General features: G+C 66.4%; 4 protein-coding genes and 1 pseudogene. 2 read left to right on the top strand and 3 right to left on the bottom strand.

Going from position 1 to position 2,928, the window contains the following annotated elements; translation table 11 throughout:
- Nucleotides 1-118: 118 nt before the first annotated feature.
- Both ACFQS7_RS30730 and ACFQS7_RS30725 read right to left on the bottom strand, forming a co-directional pair.
- Nucleotides 119-1,276: a patatin-like phospholipase family protein gene (locus ACFQS7_RS30730; RefSeq protein ID WP_380070949.1), complete on the bottom strand. Its 1,158-nt coding sequence runs from the start codon at nucleotides 1,274-1,276 to the stop codon at nucleotides 119-121.
- A 5-nt stretch (nucleotides 1,277-1,281) separates the two neighbouring features.
- Nucleotides 1,282-1,599 carry a hypothetical protein gene (locus ACFQS7_RS30725; protein ID WP_380070948.1) on the bottom strand — a complete coding sequence of 106 codons (318 nt, stop codon included), beginning with the start codon at nucleotides 1,597-1,599 and terminating at the stop codon, nucleotides 1,282-1,284.
- A gap of 467 nt (nucleotides 1,600-2,066) precedes the next feature.
- Between ACFQS7_RS30725 and ACFQS7_RS30720 the strand changes: the two genes are divergently transcribed.
- Nucleotides 2,067-2,195, top strand: coding sequence for a hypothetical protein (locus ACFQS7_RS30720; RefSeq protein ID WP_380070947.1), 129 nt, complete (start codon nucleotides 2,067-2,069; stop codon nucleotides 2,193-2,195).
- 186 nt (nucleotides 2,196-2,381) lie between these two features.
- Nucleotides 2,382-2,615: a hypothetical protein gene (locus ACFQS7_RS30715; RefSeq protein ID WP_380070946.1), complete on the top strand. Its 234-nt coding sequence runs from the start codon at nucleotides 2,382-2,384 to the stop codon at nucleotides 2,613-2,615.
- A gap of 47 nt (nucleotides 2,616-2,662) precedes the next feature.
- Here the strand turns inward: ACFQS7_RS30715 and ACFQS7_RS30710 are convergent.
- Nucleotides 2,663-2,928, bottom strand: a pseudogene (locus tag ACFQS7_RS30710) (hypothetical protein); the annotation flags it as partial.

Raw genomic sequence — 2,928 nt, 5'->3', positions numbered from 1 at the left:
GCCGGACTTCGTTGATCAGCGGTTCCAACGCCGCCCACCGCGCGTCGCTCAGAACGTGAATACCAGGGTTCTCCGTCATCCCTAACAGTTAGGAATGTACCTCAGGAGCTAACAGACCTTAGCCCTTCTCCGACCGTGCTTCGACCTCGTGCAGCAGTAAGCCCTCCGCCAGGATCGTAGCCGCGGCGGGCAACTGCAATCGGCCGAGTGCCCGCTGCATCGCCTCGCCGCCCGCCGTCCAGCGATCTGCGAGCGTTACGGCGGAGAAGTCGAAGAGCTTCCCTGGCCCGGCCTCGACCCGGGCGGCGCGGTAGCCAATCCGCACTAGCGTCAACGGCGGTTCGTGTCCCGCCTCTGCCAACAGCGATGCGATTTCGGCATCCGCCTGGACCTGCTCCGGCAACCGCGCCGCAAGGCGTCCGACCAGCGCCCGCAGACGTTGTTCCCGTACTCGCCCTTCCAGGATGCGTTCCGTCTGGTTGCCAAAGCTGAGATCGGTGGCCCGCGCAACCGACGCGCCGAGGGTGCGCGGCCGGCTGCCCGCACGGGCAAAAAGCTCGATGAGGATGCAGTCCAGCGGCCGGTCCCGTGGCGCGTCCAGCACCAAGTCGAGCGGCGCATTGGACGCCAGCCCGCCATCCGCTAGCAGCCGTCCGTCGAGTTCCACCGGCGCAAAGACCGGCATAAGGGCGCTGGATGCAACAATATGACGTGGGCCGATCTGGGCACCGCAGGCGGTGTCGAAGACCACGCGCTCACCAGTTTCGACATCGGTGGCGACCAGGGCGACGCGGCAGTCGCCGTTGTTCAGCCGCTCGAAATCGACAAAGGCCGGCAGCCGCGCCAGCAGCGGTTCCAGGTCGAACAGCGCCGGCGCCTCACCGATGCGCGGACCCGGGACCAGCCGCGGGCGGAACAGATGGGGATGGCCGAGCAGCAGTGTCTGCAAGGCGCTCGCCTCGTTGTAGGCGGTGCGCCAAGCTCCGCCGGGCGGTGGTGGACCGAGCAGGAAGCTGGTTGCCGGCGTCGGATTGGTCGCCATCAGGTCCCAGAAGCGCCGCAATGGCTCGGTCCGGGCACCTGGGGGATTGCCGGCGATAATCGCGGCGTTCACCGCCCCTGCCGAGGCACCGACCACGATGTCGGGCGCCGGCTCACCGGCTTCCTCCAGTGCGGCGTAGGCGCCGGCCTCGAAAGCGCCAAGCGCCATACCACCCGAGAGCACCAATGCACGTAGCGGTCGCGCGCTGGCCTGAGACAGGTTTGGCATGTCCATGCCGGCTACTGCGGAACCGGGTTGGACCGCGCGGCCGGAACGATGGCTTCCAGCAGGCGGAACCCGGTCGTCATGCCAAATTTCATCATACCCAGCGGCAGCGCCGCCAACCTTGTCATCGCCGCGAGCGGCGCACCGCTGAGGCCTGTGGCCGGCCTGCCGCCCGGCACCATGCCGCCGGTATTATGGCCGAAGGCAATGCCATGACCGCCCTTAGGCCCATCACCGGTGCCGAAGGGTTGCTGCGGCATCCCGCCCTTCGGCCGCCCTTCGTCCACGGCGGGCATCTCCGGGACTTTTCGGTCGTCGTGCATGTCGGCCATGAGACCAGCCCTCCGGGATTTCCCGTGGTCCACCAACGTGGCCCGCGCGGTCGGGATGCGGAGCGCAGGCGGAACATCGAGCGGTCAGTTGCGATGCCGAGTTCCCGCAGCCGGGCAATGCTGCACTCGGCCGAGACATGGTGGACGAAGCAGCTTTCTTTCTGCTGCCAGATGTTCGAGGCGCTCGACAGGCATTGTCAACCCGCCGCATTGCGGAACGGAATTTCGCAACATCAATTCACTCTGTACCTCGCGTTTCAGGGACGTCATTGCGTCTTCATCTCCAAAAACGACACAAAATTACCGCCGTTTCGGAGGGAGTTCGCCAAGTTGACAATGCCCGCCGGCGAACCACTCCCATAGCGCCACGATCTCGCAGGCGGACCATCCGGCAACCACCGCGTGGAGGACCACGTTTTCCCGCCGGCCCGCAGCAAGGTGGGCGCAACCCGGCAGGAGAGCAGACCATGGCATACACCGGCAACTCGCAGCATCTCAACAAACTGGACGCCGAGAGCGGCCGCGCGATCCTGATGGTTGGCGCCGGCGCGATCGGCAGCGTGGTGCTGATGTTCTTGATCGAGAGGGTCTTCTGAGGGCGGGCACGTATCGGGCTGCAGCACGACGAACACCCGCCGGTTGCCGCACCGGCTGCACCGCAGGCGCCGCTCGAGACCTCCGACCGTCGCCTCACCGGACCGGCACGGCCTGACCGTGTCGCATGTCACCGTGGAGAAGTTGCTCCGGCGGGAGCTCGCGGGTAGGCAGGAGAGGGCCGCAGCATGACCGCTCCCACGGGACAGCCTGAAACACGGCTTGCGATAGCGCGGCGCCTTGTTGCGGAGAGCGAGGCCCGGTGCGCCCGACAGACCGAACTCATGCGGGAGATGATTGCCGACAATCACCCTCATGCCGCGGAGGTGGCGGAACGCCTGCTGGTGACGCTGGAGAAGACCCGGGACCTCATGCGCGAACACCTACGGATGGAGGAAGAACGAGCCGTGGGCGTGGGCTAGCGTGGGGCTGCGGACCCGTAACGCTTATCCTTAGAGTCCATCCGGGATCATTTGGTGACTTTGCATAGCCTTCGCAGCATGAGGCGGACGGAGGCCCAACGGAGGAAGGCGAGCGCGCTGCGGTTCAGGCACTCCCAATCTTTGGCCAGTCGTCGGCAGCGGTTGAGCCAGGCGATGCTGCGCTCGACGACCGCCTGTACAATCTTGCCAGTTTGGGGCGTTGCCGCCAGCGGGGCCGAGCGGCGGGGGAGCGCTGCCGCTTGGCGGTGGGACGCGGAACACCACTTCGATGTCGTCGCCATCAATCTCGATC

The organism is Dankookia sp. GCM10030260 (assembly GCF_042666655.1).
Lineage (GTDB): Bacteria > Pseudomonadota > Alphaproteobacteria > Acetobacterales > Acetobacteraceae > Paracraurococcus.
This window is presented reverse-complemented; position numbering and strand designations above follow the sequence as displayed.